This is a genomic window from Pontiella desulfatans (assembly GCF_900890425.1).
Taxonomy (GTDB): domain Bacteria; phylum Verrucomicrobiota; class Kiritimatiellia; order Kiritimatiellales; family Pontiellaceae; genus Pontiella; species Pontiella desulfatans.
Map to the genome: position 1 here is coordinate 1,813,252 of NZ_CAAHFG010000001.1, position 22,338 is coordinate 1,835,589.

The following is a 22,338-nucleotide window of genomic DNA, read 5'->3' on the forward strand; positions in this document are numbered from 1 at the left end:
GACCGCTTCAACCTCACAACATGTGGAAGAACTGGAGGATAGACGAATGAGAAGAACAGGTACGTGTTTAGTAGTATTTTCACTGATTGCCGGCGCGGCGATGGGTGCCGATCTAAGATACAAGTCGAACGGGGATTGGTTCGACACAACGAATTCAACCGCTAACGCAAACGGTTGGCAAACAACAGGGGCTCTACCCGGTACCAATGACCAGGCTCGCCTGAACTGGGGGGGGAATACGGTAACGCTTACGAATGTGGCACCCGCGGTTAAGAATTTTATGGCCGGTGTTAATGAAAACGGAAATCTGACTATTAACGATGGCGGCGTACTGTCTGCTGTTTCGTGGTCGTCGGTCGGTAACAACGGCGGCGGTGTCGGCACTTTGACCGTCAATGACGGCGGTCTGGCTGATTTCACGAGCCATCTCTGGGTTGGTTTCCAGAATCCTTCCACAGGATATGTAACCATCAATGACGGTGGCGTGGTGAAAATCGCGGGAATGCTGGGCGCAGGATGGAACGGTGGTGTCGGTTACATCACGGTTAATAAAGGTGGCCTACTCGATCTTCAGCAGCTGCACAGCGGCGGGGATTCGTTCAAAAACGGTTCCTGGCTGAATATAGTCAGCACGGGTCAGGTCAAGTTGCCGGGAGACTTCACAGACACCATAAATGTTTATACCAACGATGCCATCCGCGGAAATGGCGTGGCTGGTAACATTCAGCTCAATTATGAGACAGAACTATCGACTAATGGGGTGGATACCATTACGAACAGTACGATCATCGTGGCGGTGGCCTCCGTTCCGGATGTGGTCGGGACCACGTTGGAAGCTGCAACGGTCGCGATCAATGATTTAGGATATACGCTCGGAACCATAACAACCGGTTATGTCTATGGGGTCATCTCCGGCAGTGTGCTTTCCCAGACTCCGGCGCCTGGAAGTTCGCTGGGTTCCGGTTCGCCGATCAATGTTGAGATTCAGGAAGCTTTTCTGCCGCAGCCGGATCCCTTGACGGTTGATTGGAACTCTGGACCTTCTCCTGCCGACTGGTTCGGGGCCTCAAACTGGAAGTCGAACGGAGTGCCGAACACCGGTATTGTACCCTTCAAGGAAACCCAGAACTTCAAAACCCGTACTTTCAACGACCGCGAGCTCATTCTTACCAACTTTGCTGCAGTATCCTGGCTGGTACAGGGGGATGGCGGAACTACGAACGGCAATGTCATCACCGTTGGCGACGGCGGCCACATGGTTGCAGGCGGATCTTCCCTGGGGTCTTCGACCTGGACGGCCATTGGGTACAGCGTGAAGTCTACGGTTAATGTGCTTTCCGGCGGGATTTTCGAAACCAAAAACCGTGTACTTTTCGGCTGGGGTGCAGGTGCTGCAAGCAGCACTAACTACACCTGTGCAATCAACGTGGATGGCGGCACCTTCATCTGTAATGGCTGGATGACGTTGGGCAGCAAAGATAAAGAGGTCTGGGCGGAAGTCACGGTTGATAACGGCGGCGTGTTCAACATCGAGCGCTTCAACTACACCGACCGCGTGACCAACGGCGTGATCAATATGATCGAAGGAACCATGATCATGGACGGCAGTCGCTCCAACGAGTTTGTGAACCTCATTGATGCAGGCACCATCCAGATCGCTTCCGGAGCCAACTATGTGATCGATAAAGATGTTTCCAATGAAGGCAAAACCACGCTGACGGTATTCCTGCCCGGCTATGCTTCCTGGGCTGGTCTTTGGGGCGAGGACATCGGCGATGAAAACAACGATCACGACAGCGATGGAGCGAACAATCTCTATGAATACGCTCTTAACGGCAATCCGATCGATGATCAGAATCCGGGTCAGGAACCGGTCTTTGTGAAAAACGGTGGTGTTTTCGAATACACCCACCTGTTCCGCAATGATGACACCAACCTGGTTTACACCGTTCAAACCCGTCAAAGCCTTGTTATCGGTGACTGGCTGGATGTGGGATCAACGATTGGAGGAACGAATGTAACCGGCGGCGACTATAATGTGCTAACCAACATTATCTCGACTGTGGAAGATGCTGCATTCATTCGCCTGAAAGTCGAAAATCCGTAAACAGTGATTATCCAAACAACCTGCAGGTAAAATCCTGCGGGTTGACTGATTTCCGGATGGACTTCATCCGGTTGAAAACAAGGAGAAAAAATGAAACGAAAAATAATTACAGGGCTTGCTGTAGCGGGGATGGTCGTTTTGTGTGCTGACGCGGCAACCATTCGATACAAGCAGAGTGGTAACTGGACGTTCACCACCAACGATACCGCCAACGCCTATGGATGGCAGCTTCCAGGCACGTTGCCGACATCAGCAGATACGGTGCGGGCAAACTGGGGCGGAAATACAATTGTGCTGGATTCCACCCAGACGGTTGGAAAGTTCGAACTGGGTGTGGATGACTCAGGAACACTGCATGTTCAAAACGGGGGCAATCTGACCAATACCCTTACCAATGTGACCATTGGTAATAACCTTCCCAGCTCCGATGTCAGGGACGTAACCGGAACTTTAAATATAGATTCTGGTGGTGTGGTTTATGCCGCCGGTGTCCTGAAAATGGCTTCCGGTGCCTCGGCGACAAAAACGAAGACTCTGACCGGCATTGCTTCAATCAGCGGAACGCTGGATATTGCCAGTCATCTATGGATGGGATCCGGAGATTCGGTCCGTTCCATTGCGATTATGGATATCAACAACGGCGGAGTGGTCAACGTTGGTGGAAATATCGGGCTGGGCACGGGCAACGCATCGACAGCCAGCGGTGGCGTTGCGACGCTGAATGTGAATAATGGCGGCACACTTAACCTGTTCCAGTGGAGTACCACGACCTCGATTCAGGACGGGTCCGTCCTGAATATCAACGAAGGTGGAACTGTGATTGTTGGTGGAAATCGGGTGAGTCAGGCGAACGCTTATTTTGCACTGGGTAAAATCGCGACTGATTTGGACGGTATTGAGGCTGTATTTGATTCCGACCTGAATCAGACCACCATCGTGGCCATTCCTGAACCGGCGACTATCGGTCTGCTTGCGGCATTCGGTGGCGGCTTGCTCCTTATCCGCCGGCGGTTCATGATCTGATTCCGTTGATTCGATGATGAATGATGAATTGGGGCAGGGGGAACCCTGCCCCTTTTTTTAAACAGATGCTAAATCGTTTTTTTTTTAGAGAAAGCTCATGAACCCTTATTGCAGCAAAAAAACATCAGTCATTGTGGGAGTCATTATCTTCTTGATGGGTTCTCTTGCTGCCAAGGCTGAAGTGTTTCGCTTTGACAACAAGTCGCCGAACGGCAACCGCTGGATGGATGGCCAAAACTGGCGCATTCAGTCCGCAGGCGATGAAAAGGGTCAATTGCCCGGTGCCGGGGATACCGTGCGTTTTAATTATGGCGGAGCGGTAGGTTCTCTTTCAGTGGATGCCGGAACGATCAGTAAGTTACAGATCGGAGTGGATGATCGCGGCGGCATGCTTGCCCTGAATCCTGGAGCAAAGCTGGTCGTCACCGATAATGAGAATTATATCGGACGGATGGGGCGTGAAGAAGGCGGAACACTGATCGTCAATGGCGGAAACCTGAATTACAAAGGGTGGGTATCGGTGGCCAATACAGGGAAAGGCACGTTTATTCTTAATGACGGCGAAGTCCGGGTGGAGGATGTGTTCTATCATAACCTGCGTATGGGTGGAGGCGCTGCCTCGACCGAAATCCGTGCGGGGCTTCTGGATGTAAACTCGATGAAGCTGAATTCAGGTACAGTGGATATTTCCGGCGGAATAATAAGGATTCGGGCTGGCTGTACAGAGGAAGAGCTTAATAACTGGATTCTCAATGGTTTGCTGACGGTGAATAATTCAAGGCAGGCTATAAGGGATCGGGACTATTCTATTCACTTCTGGGGATCTAAAGGCATGGAGATCAGGGTGCCGGCTGAGGTCGATGGTACTTTGCAAAGCGTTGAGGAAACGTTGGGATTTTTGTTTTAAGAAGGCTCTGAATTATGGCGAAAAAAAAGACAGGATATTTTACGAATCATGCTAAATCCAGCGCGGCACTGGTAAGCTTGGGTATTCACGCGGCGCTCGTTGTAATTGCCTTATCCTTTGTGGCGGTAACGGTGATTCAGAAAGAAGACAATCAGTTTGAGGCAAAGCCGGTCAATCGCCCTAAAATGCAGCTTAAAAAACTGCAAGTGCCGGTGAATATTAAAAAGAAGCAGACTCAGAAGCCGAAGTTGCGAAAGCGCATTGTGGTCCAGCCCAAGGTACAGCAGAACATGCCGGATATCAAGATGCCGGAGATTACCGGGGTAAAGGGCGGTCTGGGCAACGCGGGCGGTACCGGTCTGGGCGGGGGTGGTGGACTCGGCTTTACGATGCCGGAAATTAATGTGTTCGGGGTAAAGGGCAAAGGCGAGAAGGTTTTCATCATGCTCGATGCTTCCGATGAGATGATGTATGACGAAATGGGTGGTATCCCGGCTTATACCATTATTAAAGATGAGCTCGTAAAAATTATCGATGGTCTGCCTGCAACCGCATTATTCAATGTCTGTGTATTTGATAAATGGAATACCTACCTGCTCTTTCCGAAGCTGGTGCCGGCGAACTCGGTGAGTGTTGCTAAAGTGGATGAATGGTTGAAACCCTTGAATGCTGTAAAACCGGGAATGGGAATCAATGAATGGGGCACCCGTACTCTGGGCAGTGGCGGAATGCAGAATCAGTCGGACCTTCAGACGGGAAGTTTCCAGGGGATGGAATCCTGGCATCGGCCGGCTATGCTGTCCATGGAGCAACAGTCGGATGCTGTCTTTCTCCTTACCTCATGGTGGGGGTATCAGCGCTACGCTAAAACAGAGCGCGATCAGGGATGGTTCGAAACTTCGGCCGGGCAACGGTTTCTTCAGAAATATGACGAGGCGTTGAAGGTATATGATGACGAGTGCAAAAAACGTGTAGCCAATGGCGATGCACCGCGCGTGCTGAATCGTAATGATAAACGGTTGATGGTTGTCACCTATTTCGAGGGCACGCCGCTACCGCCGGAACCTGAATTTTTCTACTATAAGCCGGATGAATATATCAAGGGCATGCTGGAGATTCGCAGTCGAAGCGGACAGAACGACGTGCAGACCAGCAGCGGAATTCGCCGGAATAAAAACAGTAAGTCCGAATTTACATTCAATGTCATCCGGTTCATCCGAACCGGTGAAGAGCGTACGGAGTGGCGCGATGGCCGTTCAGTCGATAGTTTCAAAAAGATGACCGGATATTTTAATGGGGCTTATCGCGAGCTCGAAGGGCTTGAGGCCATCAAGAGCAGTATTTCGTCAAATTAAAAGAGGGACAGGATGAACAAATACAAAGTAATCGTAGCGGCCCTGCTGGGCGCAATATCTGTTCAGGCCGTGGACTATACGGTATCCAACTCCGGTGCCTGGGATAATGCAGCGAACTGGAAAACCGCCACGGCTCCGGTCAATGATTCAACGGCCAAGATTTTCAGCAAATCAGGGGAAACCATAACGCTTTATAATTCGGCAACAATCGGGTTTCTTGCTTTGAACGATGGCGATGCATCCTTGCTGTCGGTTGTAATTGATGGGGGAAGTCTTCGCAGCGATAACGACGGGAACGGGGCCTGGAACGCGATCGGATATAATAAATCGTCATCGATCGAGATAAAGAACGGTGGAAGCTGGATTTGTGATGGACGCGTGGATGTGGGGCTGTTTGACAATGTTTCAGGTCAGGTGAACGCCTTTACGATGACAGCCAACAGCGGTGATGTGATCGTTTCAAACGATTTTTCCATCGGTCGATCATTTGATGGCTCGCACAGTGCAACAGCGACGGCCGATATTCTCGGAGGAACGCTGAATATCGGAGGCTCTCTAAGCTTTGCAGGTTGGGGCACTTGTACCATGAATATTGCCGGAAATGGCACGGTGATCATCGATGGAGATATGGCCTCCGAGGTTCAAAACTTTATCCAGGATGGAAAGATTATTGCCAACAGCGGAAGCGGAACTCCGCTTGTGGATTATAACGCAACCACGCCGGGCAAGACTACGATACGGGCCATCGCAGGAATCGTAAGTCCAAATTGGTATGTGGCCGACGCGCTTTATACGACCAATGAATATATCATCACGCCCTTCGATGCGCTGGCCGACTTCGGTATTGTGGGTGATGGCACAACCGATGTGACCGACGAAATTCAGGATGCCATGATTGTGATCGCCAATCTCGGTGGCGGTGCGCTGTATCTTCCGGAAGGGCATTACAAAGTGACCGGCAACCTGACCATCCCATCGGGCGTTACGCTGCGCGGAGATTGGAAAAAACCGGAGCCCGGACTTCCAATCGTTGGAACGGTGTTGATGGCGTATGCCGGGCGTGATGATGCCGATGGCCAATACTTTATCACCCTCAGCGGCAGCGGCGGAGTGAATGGTGTGTCGGTCTGGTATCCGGAACAGTTGGCCACTGATGTTCGCCCGTATCCGATCACCTTCGGCAACGGAGGCGCGGCGACGATTGAAAATATCACACTGGTGAATGCATACTTTGGTTTTTCCTCTTATCGGGATGGAACAACGGGGCGGCCGTTCGTGCGTAATATTTACGGAACACCGCTGGGCACGGGTATTGAGTTTGACAGCATTGCCGATATCGGCCGGATCGAATCGGTCCACTTTTCTCCGGACTATTGGGAAGGATCCGACCTGAGCAATGCGCCTGCAGGGGGTGAACACCGCGACTGGCTGTATAACAATGCGACGGGGATAGTGCTCCGCCGTCTGGATTGGTCCTATTCCAGCTATGTGACCGTTGAAGGGTATCATATCGGTTTGGCCATGCGTCCGTCACGCTGGGATGGAAAAGCTCCGAATGGTCAGGCCTATGATTACCATCTGATCGATTGTAAAACGGGAATCTATATTGAAAAGAATCTCTACAATGGGGAGCAGTTTACCCGCTTCTCCATTACCGGTGCAGAGACCGGGGTATACATGGGGCCGGATAATGAAGAAACCAGCATGTTCCACTCCTGCGATATCGAAGCAACCGGAGCGGCATTCTATTGCGAAGGGTCAACCGCCCGCGCCATGATTATGAGCTGCGAGTTTGATGGTCTGGTTCAGTTCGATGGCGGCTATCTTTCCGTGATCAATTCTGATTTCACCAATGATGGTGCGCACCTGGTGCTGGGTCCCGGTTGCGATGGCGCATCGATTCTGGGAAATACCTTCACGGGCGATCCACGAATTGTAGACAATACCGATTATCCGGTGGAGATTGATCATACCGCCATGGCGGTTGCGGACCTTCCGGATTATGACTTTAAAAAACCCGAGAAAGCCTACATGCCGGGAACCTCGAATCTCTACGTCGTAACTGAAGCACCATTTAATGCGGCGGCCGATGGAACAACGGATGACACCGCAGCATTCGCCAGTGCGCTTGCGGCTGCACAGTCGGCCGGTGGTGGAACGGTGTTTGTTCCGGGCGGTAACTATCGCCTGGATGGAACGCTCACGGTTCCAACGGGTGTTGAGCTGCGTGGCATTTTTGATATTCCGCACGGAACAGCAACGAAGGGGAGTTTGCTGAATATTTATTTCGGCCACAACGACGCCAATGGAACCCCCTTTATTCAGGTGTCAGCCGATGCCGGGGTAAAAGGTCTGAACTTCCATTGGCCCAATCAGATCTATGATGCCGCAGATACCAATTGGTTCGGTTTCGTGCCTTATCCCTTCATGGTGCAGGGGCGGGGAGCGGACGTTTATGTGGTGAATATATCTGCCACCATCCCTTACCAGTTGCTGGATTTGAAGACGTATACATGCGACAACCACTATGTGGACTACATTTTCTCCACCTGCCTGAAGACGGGGATCACCATCGGTAACGGATCGAACGGGGGGCAGCTGCATAATGTACAGTTCAACCCGAACTCCTATACCTTCCGCTATAACGAGTACGACAGCATTCCATCGGGAACGGCCAACGATGTTCATGACCTGCAATGGCGGTATGCGGATCCATATCTCTTCGGGCATGTGACCAATCAAGTGGTACACGAATGTTTTGTATTTGCCGGGGTTCGCGGGATTCATCTGTATGAAGAAAACGGGCAGGGACCATCGGGGCATTGCCTCGGCTTCGGAGCCGATGCCTGCACCACGGCCTTTCTCGTCGATGATGTCGGCGATGGCGGCTTTGAGCCGATCAATACGCAGATTGTTTCGACTAATCCGGACAACGGCCACTACTTTGAAACCGGGGCAGGGTTGGATGATGAGTTCCGCATGTTCAGCGGTGCGGCCTGGGGGGCACACGAATACAGTGCGGTGATTCGCGGCGGGGATGTGGAACTGCAGAACCTGTTGATTCAGCGCGATGGAACAAGTGGAACCTATCTTATTGAAAACAGTGCAACGGTTGAAACGTATGCCAGCAGTCTGGACAATAAGCAGAATAACATCTTCCTGACGATTGATCCAACGGCCTCCATCCTGTTTGCCGGAAATGTCCTCAATCTGGATCAAAGTCAGATGCCGAGTAATACCGTCAACACGACGTCCATAGGCAATCTTCGATTTGGCGCCGGGACAACGGAAGCTTCCAATGATTGGAACAATAATTCCGGAGACCGTAATTGGAATAATGCTGCTAACTGGACGGCGGGAATTCCCGGTGCAAGTGAACATGCTGTGATCGGACTGACCGCTCCAATCATTGGAAACGGTATTTCTGCCGTGGCAGGTTCGGTGAGCCTGGACGATGCGCTTGAAATCACAGGTGGATCACTGGATGTGGCCGAGTGGATGGCGTTGGGCTATGAAGCAGCCGGTTCGGTGCTGCTTTCCGATGGAACCTTAAGCGTTGGCCAGTTGTTGATGGATGGAAACGGGCTGGTCGATGTCGAAGAAGGAATGCTGGTTGTGGATGGAAATGCCACGAACCTTCTGAATGCTTATGTTTCCAAGGGCTGGATCACAGCGTATGGCGGAGTGTTTATTCCGGAGGTTAATTTCGATAATACGAATACAACTGTTACGGCCACAGAACCACCTTTGACCACCACGGTCTGGAATCCCGGTGCGGGTTCCAATGATTGGGCAACAGATGCCAGTTGGACGGGTGGGGTTGCTCCGGTGGACCAGATGGCGAATTTCAAAGCAGTGTTTAATGTCGAAGGTGCACAGGAGTGTTTGCTGGGCTCGACTGTCACGGTTGCTCATCTGGTCATTGGTGATAATGGCACAACGAATGGCGCGTTTGTTCGTCTTGCATCCGGTGCCAGTCTGACATCCGGAATTTCGGCCGGGGGAACGCTGAGCTGGAGCGGTATTGGATACAATCGAAATGCCACAATGACCGTTGAGGCCGGGGCCGTGCTGAATTCGGCCAGTCATCTTTGGATTGGGTTGCTATCTCCCGGAGTGGGTACGTTGAATATTGAAGGCGGAACCGTGAATGTGAGCGGTCAGCTTGGACTGGGTTGGCAGACGGGTTCCGGCTATATCAATCTGAAGAGCGGTTTGCTGAATCTGGCACAGATGGATCCGGTGAAATCCATCAATGGTTCCTCCATCATCAATATTGAGGAGGGAACGATGGCGATTCCCGGAGATCAGACCGCTATGATCAGCAACTATGTTGCCGCAGATAAAATTATGGCCTATGGCGATACAGGCACTGTGAATGTAAGCTACACCGGCGGTGTGACGGTGGTTACGGCATCGGTTCCGGAATATGGATACAACGCATGGTCGCAGGAATGGGGTGTGAATATCGGCAACGGTTCCTATGACTATGACAGTGACCAGAAAAATAATTTTTTCGAGTATGCATTCAACGGTGATCCGACCAATGCGCAGATCATCGGTGTGCAACCGGAATTGATATCGGATAACGGCGAATTTTACTTCATTCATGTGCAACGGAATGATGATCCATCGTTGCTCTATCAGCTCGAAAATTCGATCAATCTGATTTCCAACAATTGGACCGTTTCAACGTATCCCGTTGTGGGTACCCATGTGATGGGAGCGGGAGCGAATTACGATATCGTGACGAACGGTATACCGGTTAATCATACAAACCTCTTTATCCGACTCACTGTCGAGCAGCAGTAAAAAAAACGGATCTCCGGAACTATTGTGACACAAATCTTAATCAGCGGTTAGATGAAAAATCCGGACTCTGTTCGGTCGTGAGGTATGGAAATGAAGCGCGGAATGAGTAGGCAAAAATTGGCACGTAAGGAGCAAAAATATGTGAGCAGCCCCGTGTTGCCGCTCTGTGAAAATTGCGGTCACTACCGGAGTGTTCAGGTTGAAAATGATTGGGGTGAAGTCGAGGAAAAGAAAAGGCGCTGTGCAAAGGGTGATTTTGCAGTGAAACGACACGGAAACTGTGCCGCTCATGTTTTTCGGGCTGAAGTGTTCGAAACGGAAGGTACGGAGTCACCGGAGTAATCAGAAATAAATCGGGTAGCGGATGTTTAGGTTAAATATATTTTTTGTGTTGGGTTTGTCGGGAGCAATTGCGTGTCAGGTCGGAGCGGCACCCGGTCTGCTCGACCGTTCAGAGATGAAGCAGGTCGGTCGGGGCAACGTGGTTTGGGGGAATGCATCGGTTTTAGTTGATGATGCGTATCTGGTGGTCAGTGAAGACGGCCTGCATAATGTTGAATTTTCCTTTGAAGGCCGTGCGCCGGAGAATGCCGGTGCTGATCAGGTTGGAATATGGGCCACGTTCAGGCAGTTCGACCGGAACCACCGGTATGTGATCGGATTACGCGGAGCGCCGCACTCCGATCTCTATCTGGCCCGTTATGCACCTGATGGGAATGACCGTATGCTGGCCCTTCAGCCGGTGGAGACGGTTGCTCCAGGCGAGTGGGCTCACGTTAAAGTTGTTGCGAAAGATGCCGCCATAAAAATCTATCTGAACGGAATGGAGAAAATTTCGGTTGAGGATGCGAAAGCGCCATTCAAAGTCGGCAATGTCGGTATAGGCGGCGGCTATCACCTGGCCGAATATCGAAATATTCAGGTTCATAAAACGGGTAAACCGGGTGACTCAGAAAAAACAGAGCCGGCCTTCGCCCGGGATGCAATTAAAATAAATTTTCAGCCCGGCGGTTTAGATGCGCCCGCCGGCTGGCTTGCAGATTCCGGCAAACCCTATTCAAAAGAACGGAGCTACGGTTGGGTCGGCTCAGTAGGCACGCGCGACCGCAAAAAAACGGGCGATGCGTTTAAGGATACACTGGCGACCATCGCACACGACCAGACCGAAGCAACCTTCAAACTCGATCTTGAGCCGGGGGAATACCTGCTAACGCTGCACTCGGGCGACCAGCATCAGAGTGTGGTAAACGTGGATTGCTCGGCCGCCATAAAGCCGATCTGTGAAAAAACGGAGCCCGGAACGTTTGTGGTCAGTTGTTCACAGATTAGGGTGGATGCCGATGGGTTGGTGCTGGAGTTCAGCCGCAACGCTGATGGGGCAGGCACATCGCTGAACTGGCTGGTGATCGAGCCAAAGGAGCAGGTGCCGGACTCCCGGTGGGCCAAAGGTGCTCCCGTTGTGGTGATGTCGGCGGAAAAAGCCGCGCTGCGGAAGCAGCAGCGAGTTGCTTACCGTGCAGTAAAAGTTCCAGCCATTGGAAACGGGCGCTCGGAAGTATCACTGGACGGCGACTGGCTGTTTCTTCCGGATTATGAATTCAGTAACGTTGAATCTCCTCAGAATAATAATGCGGATGATTCCCGGTGGCACGTCATGCCGGTTCCGGCGATGTGGTCGCCCTATGCCGCCTGGTTGTTCGGGGAAACCTTTCCTGACATGCCCTATGATAAAGGGGCGAGCGACAGTTATTATGAATACCGGCATGCCCGGGTTGATGCCCTTACGTTTGATTGGAAAAAAACGAAATCCGCCTGGTACCGAAAACATATCGAACTGCCCGAAATACCGCAGGGAAAATGCTTCGAACTCTGTTTTGATGCCATTGCGAAGGTTTCTCACATCTATGTAAATGGAACCTTTGTCGGAAAAAATCTGGGTATGTTCGGTGAGATCAAACTCGATATCACCAGGCACCTCAAAGCGGGAACAAATGTGATCGCCGTTCGGGTGGATCAGGAAAGGGAATTTGATGAAGCGCAGGACGACGATGAGGTGATCGGTGTTGCGATCAGTGTTGAGCTGACGCGTAAGATGCTGTCTGCACTGCCCTACGGAATGACCCGTCAGGATGCCCGCGGAATCTGGCAGCCGACTAAACTCGTTATAACCGATTCCGTGCGTCTAACCGATCTGTTTATTAAACCGCAACTCGATGGTGCTGCAGTCGATATTACATTGGAAAATAAAGGGCATATTTCTGAAACGATCGTTCCATCCTTGAAGGTAATCAGTGAATCGGATGGTTCCATGCTGGTGCAGCTGGACGGCAAGCCTGAGGAGGTTAAGGCCGGTGAAAGCAAAGTGGTCACGTTGACGTTTACCGGGGTTCATCCTCGGTTGTGGTCGCCGGACAATCCCTCGCTCTACACCTTTACGGCCGGGCTGAAGTCGGAAAACGGATCAGCGGACTCGATGTCGGTGGTTTCGGGTTTCAAGACCTTCGAAACCCGCTGCAACCGTTTTTATCTCAATGGCAAGCCCTATGCGCTGCGAGGTGCCAACCACTGTCCGAATATGCTGGCACCGAACGATGGCAGGCTGGCCGACCGCTTTCTTGAAATGATGCGGGAAAATAATCTGAACGCTACGCGTTTTCATGGCGTGCCTGGAACGGCAGCATGGATGGAAGCGGCCGATCGGAACGGTATTCTGATTTCCTATGAAGGCACCTGGCCGTGGTTGCTGCATGCGAAAGGGCCGATCCCATCGCAGGAGTCGATTGACATCTGGCAGGATGAATTTGCACGCGTGATTAAAAAATATCGGAACCATCCCTCGCTCATGCTCTGGACGGTGAACAATGAAATGAAGTTTCATATTTTCCATCGTCACACCCCGACGGAAAAGCGGACTGCTGAACAGTATGAAGACGTGCTGACCCGCTGGAAACATGTATCGAACGCGGTGAAGATGATCCGTGAAATCGATCCAATCCATCCGATCGTTGCCGATTCGTGTTATGCCCGAAATTACAGCTGGACGTTGGATCAGTCGCCGGAAGAGCTGGGGATTGACGATGGTGATGTGGATGACATCCATGAATACATAAACTGGTATCATCAAAGTTTCTTTCATCTGCTTGATAAGGAAGATCCGGTTGGGCTTCCGACCCGCCCATATATCGGGCAGGAAATGTCGACCGGATATTATAACGGCGACAGCGGGCACCCGGTTCGTGCCTATCTGTTTGCGCATCAGACGCCGCAGAGCTGGGTGGGACAATATGCCTACGAGCATCAGGATCCATCCATTTTCATGACCCGGCATGCCATGCTGACCAAAGAACTGGCCGAATATTATCGTAGAGACCGACGCGAGGACTGGGCCGGAACCCTGATTTTTGGATTGGTGACCTGGTTCCGGAATCCATGGCTGGCCGATGAAATTAAACCGTATCCCGTTGTGACGGACGGTTTACGACAGGCCATGTCTCCGGTGCTCGTCAGTGCGCGTTTAACCGGACGGAATGTCTTTGCCGGCGAAACATTTTCCATTCCGGTTTCGATCATTAACGATGCTGAGAACGGACAGGCTGTCCCCGACGGAACGCTTATGTGGAGTTTTGTGGTCGACGGGAAAACGATGGCCAAAGGAGCGGTTGCTACTTCTGAGGTGGCCTACTACACCAATAAACAGTTCGACCTGAAACTTACAGCACCTTCAAACATTCCCGGAGGACGTGCAGATGCGCAACTCCGTTTTGAACTTGTTGCAAATGGAAAAACAGTCAGCCGTAATCATTATGCAATGTGTATTGGCGAAAAGGGCTGGGCACTGGAACCTGCCAACTCATCCAAAGGAAAGATTTTGGTCTACCAGCCATCGGATGCTGCACGAAAACTTTTCCAGACCCTGGAAGTCAAGCCGGATGCGATATCGACGTTGAACGGGGTCAAACTCGAACGCGACGATTGTCTGCTGATGGTTGGAGCCCTCTCCGATTCGGAAGTGGAACATTTTAAATCTCTTTTGACGGCAGGAAACGGACGTGTGGTATGGATGCATCCCAAGGCACAGGCAAAAGAACTGTTTCCAAAACACATTTCCAACTATCGGAAACAGGATGGAGAAGTGGTCACCATGCTGGTAGCGGAATCCCCGGTCTTCGACGGAATTCAGGTTGGTGATCTTGCCTGGATGGGTGGGCCGAATGTCGCGCGCGTTCCCGTCTCGTCATTCGGCGGCTATCATGTGGATTGGAAGAATCCCTCGTTGACGGTGCTTGCCGAAGAGATGCGGGCGCATGGCTATCTGCAAAACCCGAGCGATAAGCTGAAGTCGTGGGTCACTCCGCTGGTCCAAATTCGGTCGGATGGAACAGCTCCGGTGCTGCTGTCTGAAATGTCCGCGGAAGCTGCTCTGACAGATCCGATTGCACTGCGCCTCTGGGCGAATGTGTTGAAAGGAAATTTCTAACATGATTGATGTCAAAAAAACAGCCGTGAATGCGGCTCCATGCAACTCGCCCGTAAAGAGATAATTGGATTAAAGGGTTATTCTTATCTGTGAAGCTAAGAGTGTACTCGAATACGAAGGTGGAATAATGACTCGCATTAAAACCAGAATATGTTTCTTGATAGCGATGTCATGGGTGCTGTCCGCAGCGACTTATGCCGGCATGGAGATCAGCGAGTTCATGGCGAAAAACGATTCTACATTTGCCAATGCTGCCGGCGAGTATTCGGACTGGGTCGAAATTCATAACGCTTCAGGCGAAGCGGTGGATCTGGCCGGGTGGTATCTGACCGATGATATTACCGACTTACGGAAATGGCAGTTTCCAAGCACTGGAAGCACGTCATCCCTTGCCGACGATGGATATCTCCTCATTTTTATGGATGATTCGGTCGATTCCATTATCGGCAATGAGCTGCATGCCGGCTTTAAGCTGGGGGCCGGTGGTGAATATCTGGCTTTAATCGAACCGGATGGAGAAACGGTTGCCTATCAGTATGCTCCGACCTATCCGGATCAAAGCGCGGAGATTTCATATGGTATTGATTCGGGAACCGGAGAACATGCCTATTTTTCTGCGCCGACGCCCGGTTCAGCCAATGGCCAGGCCATTGCTGATGTGGTGCAGTTTTCTGTCGAGAGCCATGCCTTCACCGATCCGTTCAGTCTGATCCTTTCAGTAGCGTCTCCTTCAGCAGATATCCGATATACTGTCGATGGGTCGATCCCGACGTCATCTTCGCTCCTTTACAACACACCCCTGACCATTAATTCAACCACACAAGTGCGTGCCCGCACCTTCGAATCCGGACTGGAGGACGGGGCCGTGGTCTGCGAAACCTATTATCATTTAGACGCGAGTATCGCCGGATTCTCCTCCGACCTTCCGTTGGTGGTGATTGATAATTTTGGAGCGGGCGAGGTTCCGCATCCGGACAGTCCAATCCGTCAACCGGCTCAGGTGCTGTTTTTTGAACCAAACGCGGGGACTACATCGTTAACCAACGCACCTTCCATTTCCACCAGAGCAGGCATTCGCCGGAGGGGCGAGTCCTCGTTGCGAAATACCGGCAGTAAGCCGAACCTTTCTCTTGAAACCTGGGGAACGGTCGATGAAGACAGCCGTTCGATCAAACCGTTTGGTATGCCCTCGGAGTCTGATTGGATTCTTACCGCGCCCTGGACGATCGATAAGGCAATGATGCGCAACTCGTTTATTTATGAAGTGAGTAATGAAGCCGGGCGCTATGCAGTCCGTACTCGTTTTGTGGAAGTGTTCCTCAACTATGGCGGCGGAAGTATTGCCGAGTCAGACTACTATGGCGTCTATGAGTTCATGGAAAAGATTAAGGTCGGTAAAGACCGGGTGGATATTGCGGAGTTGACAGATGCCGATAACGCTGAGCCGGAGGTCTCGGGGGGCTATATATGGAAACGTGACAAGGCGGAAAGCATCGATGATCCCAATAATTTTGCTGCCGCCGGACAAAACCTTCCAACGACGGCTGGAGATCGGGTGCTGCAATATGTGTCGCCTTCAGGGTCGGAGCTGACCGCGGTTCAAAAAGACTGGTTCACAAACCATCTCAATACCGTGGATGCCGCTATTCCTGACGGGAATTATGGGGCATTCATCGATGAGGCTTCGTTTGCGGATCACCATATTATTAACGTTTTTGCCAATAATGCGGATGGCCTTTCGGCCAGTACTTTCTACCACAAGGATCGCAACGGTCTGCTGAATATGGGGCCCATCTGGGATTTTGATCGATCGATGGGCTGTGATAATGATCTTCGGGCGAGTGATCCGGAGACCTGGAGTCTGGCCAGCGATGCGATGTATTTTTTCCATAGTGGTGGACCCTTGTGGTTTCGCGAATTCGCATTGAATGATCCCGACTTCTGGATGGTGTGGGTCGATCGATGGCAGCTTATGCGTGAAGGGCCGTTGAGCGAGGCTGCCATGACCGAACGGATCGAGCGTTACCGTTCCGAGCTTTCGAACGCCGCCGTACGGAACTACAACCGCTGGTCGGGCGTGTTGAATGCCACGAATTGGTCAGATAAGGTGGATGTCTTTAAAAATCATGTACTGACCCGCGGGCAGTGGATCGATGAACAGTTGGTTGATCCTCCAGTACTGAGTCATGATGGCGGGTTGGTTCCGTCGGGTTTCCAACTCAATATTTCGGGGCTTGATGCAAACTATTTCACGTTGGACGGTTCTGATCCGCGAGCTGCAGGGGGAAGTCCGTCGGGGACATTGTATGGTGCTCCGATCACCATTACCGAGAACTCGCTGGTGAAAGCACGTGCCTGGAACGGGCAGAATTTTGTCAATGCGCCCAGCACGTGGCCGTGGAGCGCGAAGCGCGAAGCAATATTTGTTGTGGATCCTGCGCCGTTAGCCATTACGGAAATTATGTATCATCCACGACCTCCGCTGGGAACAGCGGAACTGGCTTTTACAGCATCGGATTTTGAATTTATTGAAATTCAGAATATCAGTGCATCGGCCTGCAGTCTGGTCGGGGTACGGTTGCTGGACGGTGTGGAATTTGACTTTACCTATGGAAACAATGTTGTTCTTGGGGCAGGAGCTTACGGTTTGGTCGTCCGAAACCTTGAAGCCTTCAAAGTACGCTATGCCAACTGGGCTAGTCTGAATATTCTGGGGGAGTATGAAGGGCGCTTAAGCGATAGCACGGAGGAGGTCGAACTGGGCTATGTTCCAACCAATATGGCCAGATTGGCGATCTTCGATTATGAAGACGATTGGTACCCCTGTACCGATGGCGAAGGCTTTTCGCTGGTGTTGAAGGATGCACAATCCGCTCCCTCTTCATGGGACGCCAAAACGGCGTGGCGGCATTCCTCCGGTATTGACGGTTCTCCCGGCGAGGCTGATCCGGCAAGTGCCTATGTTCCCGGAACCGTCGTAATTAACGAGGTGTTATCGCATCAGGACGCCGATAATCCCGACGACTGGATCGAACTGCATAACACCACAGACGGCCCGATCAATATTGGTGGGTGGTTTCTGAGCGACAGTCGGGGGAATCTACAGAAATATGAAATACCTGCAGGTACGATAATTCCCGCCAACGGATATACGGTCTTTACGGAGTATAGTCATTTTGGTTCGGCCTTCGCCCTGAGCGAGCACGGCGACTCGGTTTACTTATCCTCAGGCAGTGGCGGTTCCCTGAGCGAACCGGCCTATCGCGAGAACGTCAGTTTCGGCGGGCAGGAGCGCGACGTTACCTTTGGCCGCCACGTCCGGTCAGACGGTTCCGTCACTTTTCCGACACAAGCGATGCCCAGTATGGGTGCAACTAATTCCGCGCCAGCTGTCGGGCCGATTGGTATTGAAGAGATTATGTACCATCCGCCGGTGGGGGGGCATGAATATATCAAACTCCGGAATGCATCCGGTTCAACGGTGAATTTATACGATACTGCCAATCCTTCCAATGTTTGGAAGGTCTCCGGCATCGACTTCAAATTCCCGATGGGGACTCAGCTTGATGCTGGAGAATCATTACTGTTGGTGCGTGACACGATCACCCCCGAATCGTTCAGGCCGGCTTTCGGAGTTCCGGCATCGATTTCTATTTTGAACTATGATGGAAAATTGGAAAATGATGCGGATACGCTGGTCCTTAAAAAACCGGGCAAACCGGAAACGGGCACAGGCTATGTACCGTACATCGTTGTTGAAGAGGTGAAATATAACGACAGTGCCCCCTGGCCGCTGGAGGCGGATGGAACCGGAAAATCACTGGGGCGCATTGATCTGTTGGCCTATGCAAACGACGTCGCCAACTGGCAGGCGGTGGGCGCAGGATATATCCCGAAGTTGTATTCAGTGTCCGTGCACGATGGAAGCGGCAGCGGCACGTACACGCCCGGTACGCTGGTACCGCTTGTTACATCGCCCCAGGGTCAGACCTTCATTCGCTGGATTGGAAATGTTTCAGGGGTGGCTGATGTGCTGAATCCTTCAACCTTCCTGACTGTGCCGGAGCAGGACATTACCATAACCGCGCTGTATTCATTCCCGGTAACTCTGATTCCGGCAGGAACCCTTTGGAAATACCACGACCAGGGGAAGGATCTGGGAACAGCGTGGCGGATGCCCGGCTATGATGATTCCTCATGGACGGCTGGTGCGGCCAAGCTTGGATACAACAATCCAGATACCGTCACCGTTGTCGATTTTGGCCCTGATCAGGACAATAAATATCCAACGACCTATTTTCGAAAACAATTCCATGTGGACGATGTGTCAACTATCGGGAGTCTGACACTCGACGTGTTACGCGATGATGGCGTGGTGGTCTATCTTAACGGTGCGGAAGTCGTGCGCGACAATATGCCGGCTGGAAATGTTGATTACCTCACCTATGCCATCACAACGATAGGAGGGGCAGCGGAAAGCACCTTTTATCCATTTGAAATATCTCCGGATGCATTGATCAGTGGTACGAATGTATTGGCGGTGGAACTCCATCAGAAGTCAGCCACCAGCTCCGACCTTTCATTGGACGTGCGCCTGGTTGCTGTGCAAATGATCGATCGATCGGTACAGGATGGCGATGCCGACGGCCTGTATGATGCCTGGGAAACGAATTATTTCGGTTCCACAGAAAATGCTCTTCCCGCTGTCGATCCGGATGGGGACGGCTTTGTGAATTCCAATGAGTTTATTGCGGGCACATTGCCGGAAGATGCAGAATCCTATTTCCGAATTGATGGATTTGATGGGGCCGACCTTTCATGGTCGATGGTATCCGGCCGGATATATTCCGTCGACTGGACCGGGCATCTCGGCGAACCGTTTGTGCCGGTTGCCGATCGGTTGGAAGAGGGGCATTATTCCACCGCCCGCGACGATACCCATTCGGCGGGATACTATCGGATAAACGTCAGGATAAAACAGGATTAGCGAGAATGAACATGTTTGGTAGATTACTTATCTTATTCTCTTTGACTGCGGCAGCAGCTGGCGCAGATATGAAGTTCTTCGTAAACGATAATGGGTTGAAGGATGTTGCCGGCTTCGAAGCCCAGGCTGAGCTCTTAAGTGAATTGGGTTATGCCGGTATCTGCACGCGCCCTCATAACCGCACTCCTGAAATGCTAAAGGCGTTTGATGCGCATGGGCTGAACGTGCCGGCCACCTATGTTACCCTCAAGCCCTCGGACGCGGACGTTCCGGAACAGGTACTCAAGCAGTTCCAGGCCTTAGAAGGACGGGATACCATCGTATGGCTTATGCTGCTCGAACCCAAAGCCTCCGATGAACAAGCCGTTTCGATTATCCGCAAGGTTTGTGATGCATCAGAAAAATATAAGCTGCCCGTTGTGCTGTACCCGCACGTCGGTTGCCGTACGAGCACCATTGAAGAGTGTGTGCGGTTGATCGAGTTGGCTGAACGTCCCGGCCTGGGGGTGAGCTTTAATCTCTGCCATTTTCTGCGCCAGCATGACAATTCAACCATTGAGGCTTCGATCCGCGAATTTGCCCCTTATATCAAATTGGTACAGATCAATGGCGCAGACGATGTGCCGAAGACCGAATCCAACTGGGACTATCTGATCAAACCTCTGGGTGAGGGATCGCTCGATGTCGGTCGCGTTATCCGAACCTTGGAAGAGATCGGTTATAACGGATATGTGAATCTCCAGTGCTACCGGGTTAATCCGCCGGCAGCGGAGCACCTCAAAGCCTCTATGGAGGCCTGGAAGCAGTATAGGGGTAAATTATCGATTACATTGAAGGCCGGAATCGATTTGTGGAAGCAGGACCACGTTGAGTATGTGAATGGTCAGGAATTGCGGGCAGTGGTCGAAGATAAGCATGCGCCGCTTTATCTATCGCTGGATGTAACCGATGTGAAGTTTACGGATGGGAGAGCTCCTTTGGTCGAATTCAGCTTTGACTATTTTGACGAAGGAGGGGAAGAGCTTACATTCGATATCGACAGTTCCGATCCGCTGCACGGTCCGCTGGAAGTTCCGGGGCAATGGCGTGGGGCGGGCGGGGTTCAGTTTTTGGATTCCAAGACCTGGAAAACCAAAACGATTGTTGTTACGGATGCGCGGTTCAGCAACCGTCTAAACGGGGCGGACATTCGCTTCCGCATGGTGAAACAACCGGAACTGAGACTACGCAATATATCCTTGAAAAAACTCGATGCGCTGCCGGCTGATAGCGGGCCGCTAAAACAGGGTGAAGTGCCGAATATTCTGATGGTGGTGTTTGATGATCTGAATGATTATGTCGGCGCATTCGGAGATCCGAATGCCTTAACTCCGAATCTCGATGTCTTTGCTGCCTCGGGAATGCGCTTTAACCGGGCCTATTGCCAGTATCCGGTTTGCGGGCCTTCCCGTGCGTCGTTTATGACCGGGCTTTATCCGGAGGCTTCCGGGGTGCTGGATAACAGCAAACATATTCGCTTTGAACAGCCCGATGCGGTCAACATGCTTGAATATTTTAAGGAAGCCGGTTACTGGACCGCCAGTGCGGGCAAGATCTTTCACAGCTTCCAGAATGTAGCTGAACGCGGTATTTCCACCTATGCATCGGACTGGTTTCAGAATGCAGAAGATCCCTGGAAGAAAAAACTGGAAAAGCAGTTCGTTGATGAAGTGGGACCGGTCAACGAACACCGCGAAGCCTACAACGTGTTCATGAACGAGCATTTTGTGAATCCGGAAAAATACGTTCAGGCTATCGCTACAGATTTAAAAGATGAGGATCACAAGGATGGGCGGACGGCGACGCGAATTTCTTCATACCTCAAGGAGAAGCCCTTCGAAGGCCAACCGTTTTTCATAGCTTGCGGCATTGCCAAGCCGCACATTCCGTATTTTGCACCTTCAGCATATTTTGATCTGTATCCATTGGAAAATTTAATGTTTGAGGATGTTCCTTCCAATGACTGGAACGATAAGCCGGCGATCGCCGCCGACGCAAAATACAAAGGGTTCGGCGCTGAGTTCGGCAGGAATGATCGGGTTCTACGCGCAAAATGGCTTCAGGCCTATCTGGCCTGCGTGTCGTTTGCGGATTCGCAGTTCGGGCGGATTTTGCATGCGCTGGAAGAGAACGGGCATGCTGATAATACCATTGTGATCGTATTCGGAGATCATGGGTACCACATCGGTGAACATTTTATGTATGGCAAGGTGACGCTCTTCGAAGAGAGTGCGCGCGTGCCGTTTGTGATGCGTGTCCCGGGGAAAAGCGATGCCGGAGTAACGACTGAAAGTTTTGCGGAACTGATCGATGTTTACCCCACGCTCACGGAGCTTTGCGGTCTTGAAACACCGGAGCAGGTGCAGGGAATCAGCCTGGTTCCAATCCTTGGAGATCCAGCTGCAGCAGTTCGCGATTCGGCCTACACAGTCGTTTCACGGCCGAGCATGCTGGGCCGGGCTATCCGTCATGAACAGTGGCGCTATGCCGAATGGGGCGGGGCGGATAAAGCCGAGCTGTATGATTTAGAGAAAGATCCGCGGGAGTACAACAACCTCGCGGCGAATCCGGAATATGCAGAAGTGGTTCAGCAGTTATCCGGAAAACTGAATGCACGGAAACCTTAATGGG

At 51.7% G+C, this 22,338-nt stretch carries 9 protein-coding genes; all 9 read left to right on the forward strand.

Annotated features, from left to right (window positions below; all coding sequences use genetic code 11):
- The first annotated feature begins 46 nt into the window (after positions 1-46).
- The 9 genes from E9954_RS06720 (at position 47) to E9954_RS06760 (ending at position 22,334) form a co-directional block, all read left to right on the forward strand.
- On the forward strand, positions 47-2,107 hold the full coding sequence (locus E9954_RS06720; RefSeq protein WP_136078440.1) for a PASTA domain-containing protein: 2,061 nt from the start codon (positions 47-49) through the stop codon (positions 2,105-2,107).
- A gap of 90 nt (positions 2,108-2,197) precedes the next feature.
- Positions 2,198-3,130 carry a PEP-CTERM sorting domain-containing protein gene (locus tag E9954_RS06725; RefSeq protein ID WP_136078441.1) on the forward strand — a complete coding sequence of 311 codons (933 nt, stop codon included), beginning with the start codon at positions 2,198-2,200 and terminating at the stop codon, positions 3,128-3,130.
- Positions 3,131-3,227: 97 nt separating this feature from the next.
- On the forward strand, positions 3,228-4,037 hold the full coding sequence (locus E9954_RS06730; protein WP_136078442.1) for a hypothetical protein: 810 nt from the start codon (positions 3,228-3,230) through the stop codon (positions 4,035-4,037).
- 14 nt (positions 4,038-4,051) lie between these two features.
- Positions 4,052-5,392, forward strand: a complete 1,341-nt coding sequence (locus E9954_RS06735; protein ID WP_136078443.1) for a vWA domain-containing protein — start codon at positions 4,052-4,054, stop codon at positions 5,390-5,392.
- 12 nt (positions 5,393-5,404) lie between these two features.
- The gene (locus E9954_RS06740; protein WP_136078444.1) at positions 5,405-10,204 is read left to right on the forward strand and encodes a glycosyl hydrolase family 28-related protein; all 4,800 of its coding nucleotides are present in this window, start codon (positions 5,405-5,407) and stop codon (positions 10,202-10,204) included.
- A gap of 90 nt (positions 10,205-10,294) precedes the next feature.
- Positions 10,295-10,546 (forward strand): hypothetical protein, encoded by a 252-nt coding sequence (locus E9954_RS06745; RefSeq protein ID WP_168442036.1) that lies wholly within the window; start codon positions 10,295-10,297, stop codon positions 10,544-10,546.
- A gap of 55 nt (positions 10,547-10,601) precedes the next feature.
- Entirely contained in the window at positions 10,602-14,681 is a 4,080-nt protein-coding gene (locus tag E9954_RS06750; protein ID WP_168442037.1) for a glycosyl hydrolase 2 galactose-binding domain-containing protein, read from the forward strand.
- 166 nt (positions 14,682-14,847) lie between these two features.
- Positions 14,848-19,668, forward strand: a complete 4,821-nt coding sequence (locus tag E9954_RS06755) for a lamin tail domain-containing protein (protein WP_246046722.1) — start codon at positions 14,848-14,850, stop codon at positions 19,666-19,668.
- A 68-nt stretch (positions 19,669-19,736) separates the two neighbouring features.
- Positions 19,737-22,334 (forward strand): sulfatase-like hydrolase/transferase, encoded by a 2,598-nt coding sequence (locus E9954_RS06760; protein WP_168442039.1) that lies wholly within the window; start codon positions 19,737-19,739, stop codon positions 22,332-22,334.
- Positions 22,335-22,338: the final 4 nt, after the last annotated feature.